The following is a 4,257-nucleotide window of genomic DNA, read 5'->3' on the forward strand; positions in this document are numbered from 1 at the left end:
GATCAGGCACCTTCAACGAAAGTAGCAATAGCTAAAGTAATTAAAGCTTTTAAACTTAAACCTGACTGTCATTGTACATCGAAATATCTGAATAACCTCATTGAGCAAGATCACCGTCATATTAAAGTAAGAAAGACAAGATATCAAAGTATCAATACGGCAAAGAATACTTTAAAAGGTATTGAATGTATTTACGCTCTATATAAAAAGAACCGCAGATCTCTTCAGATCTACGGATTTTCGTCATGCCACGAAATTAGGGATATGTTAGCCAGTTAAGGGAACAACGACATGATAAAATGGTAGTTAGCTATATTTTTCTAACTTTGCAACAGAACCTTCAAGCAGCTATCAAAGAAACCTCGAAATATTCGGTTAAGTCATCTGATTTTTTAACTGATGATGACGAAAAAAATCAAGAAATCGTGAATGATTTGGAAAAAGGTTTATACCGAAAACGTATGTTGAGTTATGGTGGATTGCTAAAACAAAAACATAAAATTTTAAATTTAGACGATGCCGAAGATGGTAATTTGATTAATACAAGTGACGAAGATAAAACAACTGACGAAGAAGAAAAAGCACATTCAATTACGGCAATTTGGAATTTTGAAAAACAAAATTATTATTTAAAAAATTTGAAACGTTAGCTTAAAAGCTAGCGTTTTTTTATGCTTTTTTGCCCCTGCGGGAACTATAGCGTTCAACTAGCATGGTTGACCAGTTTTTACGCAAAAAATAATTTTGTGCGTAAATGGGCAGTGTCTCAAAAATTCGACACTGGTTTTGCTCAAAACTTTGCTTTTGGAAATAGCATATATTTATTTGGCTCATATTTGCGTTTTAAGAGCTTATATAAGTTTTTAGGCTAAAACTATATGAGTTACCCCTAAATCTTTAAAATGCCCCCTTAAAATTCAAAATAAAGGTATTTAAAATTTTAAAAATAAAAAAGCTACTAGCAAAAAACTAGTAGCTTAAATCTTAGTTAAATTTTGATGTAGTATTAATTTTTATATCTACGCTACAACGTCGATTCAAATTCGTGCAGTATTAATTTTTGTATCTGCGCCACAACGCCGATTACTAATAATGCAGTATTAATTTTTATATCTGTGCTGCAACACCGATTACTTAAAACTAAGATTAAAAAAATCGACGAAGGTCGATTATGGTTTTTGCACCGTTTGGAGCAAACGTGTAAGTGCGCCCTTACGGGATTTAACTAGATTATAACGACGAATTTTAGACCTGTAAAGCAATAACAATTGGGTCTACCAGGTAGATAAAGTGTACAAAGTAGACCCGAAAAAGTTACTTATTTTGAAGACTTTTCGTAGATATAATTTGCTAATAAAATTTCTGTCATAATTGATAAGGAATATTATAATAAAAACTAATCTAAATAGTGGAGGCGTTAAATGTGAAATTTGTGTTTGATTTAGATGGGACTATTTGTTTTAAAGGAGAACCAGTATCAGATAAAATTCTTAATTCTTTAAAAAATCTTACGAATAGTGGTCATCAAGTTATTTTTGCATCTGCGAGACCGATTAGAGATATGCTTCCCGTTATAAGCAAGGATTTTCATGATTATACAATGATAGGTGGTAATGGTTCGCTTATTTTAAGTAAAGGAAAAATTATAAAATTTGTTTCTTTTTCGTTATCAGAAATGGAAAAAATTAAACAATTAATTAATGAATTTGATGCTACTTACTTAATTGATGGGGATTGGGATTATGCATATACTGGACCTCAAAACCATTCTATATTAAAAAATTTAGATCCTTTAAATTCGGCTAATTTAGTTAATCTAGATTCTTTAAAATCTGTTGTGAAAGTTTTGATTTTGACATCGAGTAATAATGAATTATTGAGTAAAAAATTAAATGAATTAGATGTATATGTAAATAAGCATGGGAATGAGAATGTACTTGATATAAGTCCTAAAGGTATACATAAATGGGCTGCACTTAAAATGTTAGGGATAGATAAAGGTGATTATATAGCTTTTGGTAATGATTCAAATGATATATCTATGTTTGAAAATGCACTTTATACAGTAATGGTTGGACATCATGAAGAATTAAGAAGTTTTGCTAAAGAATTTATTGAGAGTGAAGGGAATTTGGAGTTAAAAATTGTAGAAAAAATTGAAGAAATTGCAAATAAGGATATTAGCGATTTTTATGCCGAGAAAATTTATTGAAGTTGAGAAGAACCCTTAACTAAACTTGTAGACGAATGTCGGCATAGCGTGAGCTATTAAGCCGACCATTCGACAAGTTTTGGGATTGTTAAGGGTTCCGAGGCTCAACGTCAATAAAGCAATTGGAATAAAGCAATTATGTTTAGTATCGTAAAAAAAGAAAAGGAGTTTTTGAGTTTGAGTAAGCGTATTATTACTGGGATAAAAGACGGTGTATTTGTTTTTTTATGTTCTGTTTTACTTGCTTTAGTTTTGAATTTTATGGATTTCGATTTAGGTCATAATAGATTTTGGGCTTATTTAGGTAATCTTGAATTAATTACTTTTTTTGATAATAGGGAATTAAATGGATTGATTGTTTTAGGTTTTATATTGGGTATTGTTGCTTTTGTTTATTGTGTTTTAGTTCCTGATGATAATAAAAATTAAGAAGGTGAAAGGTGGGTAATATTTTGTTTTTTGAAACGAGTTGAAAACGAGTTTCTAAAATCAAAATCAACTTAAATACAATTCCTTAATTTTTTCCTCATCAAAACCCTTAGTAAAATCTAAAAAATAAGGGATTTGCCACTTCTGTGTACTAACAGCCGTTTTATTCAAATCCCTTTCCCAACTAGGATAAACGCGAATAGCCATTTTACCTTCATGTTTTTCAGAACTAATAATTCCTTTTTTAAACAATAACTCTTTAGGAAAGATAAATTGACCTTTTTTAGATCCATCTAAGATATTAATAATCAACTTATCTTTTGACTCCTTAAAATTAAAAGGTCTATTTTTATTAGTCTCATTCTTGCACCAAAACGCAACAAAATAACCTACTTTTTTAGGGGTTTTTTTAGCCAATCTACTTTTAAATTTAACTCCACTAAACTCAAAATTAAAAGCCTCATATTCTTGATTCCATTGTTCAAATTCATGATTTATCAAAGAAAATTTATAATCAAACAACGGTATTTCATTTAAAAAATCGATAGAAACATAATTACTATTCATAACAAAACTCCCTTCTACTCAAAATAAATTATAAAGCAATATTTATTTAGTTGTTAATTTTGAAATTAGTAAAAATATTATCCAAAGTGCTACTCCGAAGCTTATAAATATACCAAAAACTTTTAAATAGTCTAAAAAAACATTTAATTTAAACCATCCACTGAGAAGTAAAATTGGATAGATTGTAACAAGCATTAGAACGAAATGAACAATGGTTTTTTGTTTCAAATTTAGCGTATTAATTTCGTATATAAAAGAGCTTAATCCTAAAATTAATATTATAAGACTTGTAATAAATGTACCTTTTGCTTGGTAATTTTCTTCTTGTAGCAATAGAATTAAGGAAATAAAACTCATTACAGCAAAGGGAATTATAGCTCTATAAAAAATTTGTAGAATCATAAAATCAACTCCGTTTTTTTGTTTTTTTAAAACGAGTGAAACGAGTTTCTTCTTGTCTTGATACTATATAGAAATAACTCAAAGATATTAAATACTATATAGAAATAACTCAAAGATATTAAAAGTTGTTTTATCGTTGGTATGACAGTGTTTTTATGTATTTTTGTGCGTGAAAGAAAAATTTGACATAAAAAAGCTCCAGTAATAAGATTAAAGCATCTACTCATTAATCAATACTGGAGGTCTTTTTATATGCAAGTTAATCATACAAAATATATAGACGAAAATCAAGATAATAAAACATTAAAAGGTTCTGTTGCAAAGTAAAAAAATATAGCTAACCACTAATTTATCATGTCAGTGTTCGCTTAACTTGCTAGCATGATGCTAATTTCGTGGCATGGCGAAAATCCGTAGATCTGAAGAGACCTGCGGTTCTTTTTATATAGAGCGTAAATACATTCAATACCTTTTAAAGTATTCTTTGCTGTATTGATACTTTGATACCTCGTCTTTCTTACTTTAATATGACGGTGATCTTGCTCAATGAGGTTATTCAGATATTTCGATGTACAATGACAGTCGGGTTTAAGTTTAAAAGCTTTAATTACTTTAGCCATTGCTACCTTCGTTGAAGGTGCCTGATC

At 29.3% G+C, this 4,257-nt stretch carries 4 protein-coding genes and 3 pseudogenes; 4 read left to right on the forward strand and 3 right to left on the reverse strand.

Annotated features, from left to right (window positions below; genetic code table 11):
• From BDW31_RS12215 to BDW31_RS12230, 4 genes and pseudogenes are all read left to right on the forward strand, one after another.
• Nucleotides 1-279, forward strand: a pseudogene (locus BDW31_RS12215) (IS6-like element IS257 family transposase); the annotation flags it as partial.
• Nucleotides 280-332: 53 nt separating this feature from the next.
• Nucleotides 333-650: pseudogene (locus BDW31_RS12220) on the forward strand (protein rep); the annotation flags it as partial.
• Nucleotides 651-1,423: 773 nt separating this feature from the next.
• On the forward strand, nucleotides 1,424-2,212 hold the full coding sequence (locus BDW31_RS12225) for an HAD-IIB family hydrolase (protein ID WP_053025658.1): 789 nt from the start codon (nucleotides 1,424-1,426) through the stop codon (nucleotides 2,210-2,212).
• Nucleotides 2,213-2,389: 177 nt separating this feature from the next.
• Nucleotides 2,390-2,641, forward strand: a complete 252-nt coding sequence (locus BDW31_RS12230; RefSeq protein WP_053025659.1) for a hypothetical protein — start codon at nucleotides 2,390-2,392, stop codon at nucleotides 2,639-2,641.
• Nucleotides 2,642-2,707: 66 nt separating this feature from the next.
• Here the strand turns inward: BDW31_RS12230 and BDW31_RS12235 are convergent, their stop codons facing one another.
• The 3 genes and pseudogenes from BDW31_RS12235 to BDW31_RS12245 all read right to left on the reverse strand — a co-directional run.
• Entirely contained in the window at nucleotides 2,708-3,208 is a 501-nt protein-coding gene (locus BDW31_RS12235) for a MepB family protein (protein WP_053025660.1), read from the reverse strand.
• Between the two features lie 42 nt (nucleotides 3,209-3,250).
• The gene (locus BDW31_RS12240) at nucleotides 3,251-3,610 is read right to left on the reverse strand and encodes a DUF3021 family protein (RefSeq protein ID WP_053025661.1); all 360 of its coding nucleotides are present in this window, start codon (nucleotides 3,608-3,610) and stop codon (nucleotides 3,251-3,253) included.
• Nucleotides 3,611-3,978: 368 nt separating this feature from the next.
• Nucleotides 3,979-4,257: pseudogene (locus BDW31_RS12245) on the reverse strand (IS6-like element IS257 family transposase); the annotation flags it as partial.

This window comes from Staphylococcus sp. AtHG25 (assembly GCF_003217445.1).
Lineage (GTDB): Bacteria > Bacillota > Bacilli > Staphylococcales > Staphylococcaceae > Staphylococcus > Staphylococcus haemolyticus.

What these genes read in the sequence shown, in the direction of transcription:
- BDW31_RS12240 (WP_053025661.1), bottom strand. Translation starts at nt 3,610, where the DNA reads ATGATTCTACAAATTTTTTATAGAGCTATAATTCCCTTTGCTGTAATG.
- BDW31_RS12235 (WP_053025660.1), bottom strand. Translation starts at nt 3,208, where the DNA reads ATGAATAGTAATTATGTTTCTATCGATTTTTTAAATGAAATACCGTTG.